This is a genomic window from Streptococcus sp. 1559, assembly GCF_013276735.1.
GTDB classification, from domain to species: Bacteria; Bacillota; Bacilli; order Lactobacillales; family Streptococcaceae; genus Streptococcus; species Streptococcus pseudopneumoniae.
Genome location: NZ_VMLO01000132.1, coordinates 1 through 706, shown reverse-complemented (window position 1 = coordinate 706; position 706 = coordinate 1). Strand labels below are relative to the sequence as shown.

Sequence of the window (706 nt, the reverse complement as noted above, 5' to 3'; positions counted from 1 at the left end):
CAGATAAGGCAACTGTAGCGGAAACAGCTGTAACATCAACAACTACAGATACAACCGAAGTAGTGAAATACCCACAAGCTACAGAAGATGTTAAAGAAAGCAAAACTGTTACCCGTACCATCAAGTATGTAGATGCGACTGATGAAACGACAGAAGTAGCAACACCCGTTACGCAAACCGTCACCTTAACGCGAACCAACAAGCGTAACAAAGTGACGAAAGTCGTGACAGCAGGAGACTGGACAACAGGTACATGGGGTTCTCAAGACTCTCCAACTGTAACCAACTATGACGCCCCAGATAAGGCAACTGTAGCGGAAACAGCTGTAACATCAACAACTACAGATACAACCGAAGTAGTGAAATACCCACAAGCTACAGAAGATGTTAAAGAAAGCAGAACTGTTACCCGTACCATCAAGTATGTCGATAAAGCCAACGAAACAAAAGAAGTGGCAACACCAGTTACGCAAAGCGTCACCTTAACGCGAACCAACAAGCGTAATAAAGTGACGAAAGTCGTGACAGCAGGAGACTGGTCAACAGGTACATGGGGTTCTCAAGACTCTCTAACTGTAACCAACTATGACGCTCCAGATAAGGCAACTGTAGCGGAAACAGCTGTAACATCAACAACTACAGATACAACCGAAGTAGTGAAATACCCACAAGCTACAGAAGATGTTAAAGAAAGCAAAACTGTTAC

General features: G+C 43.9%; 1 protein-coding gene. It reads left to right on the top strand.

The features are described from left to right. Positions 1–706: mucin-binding protein (locus HT688_RS11360; RefSeq protein ID WP_524539350.1), on the top strand; the 706-nt coding region annotated here is incomplete at both ends.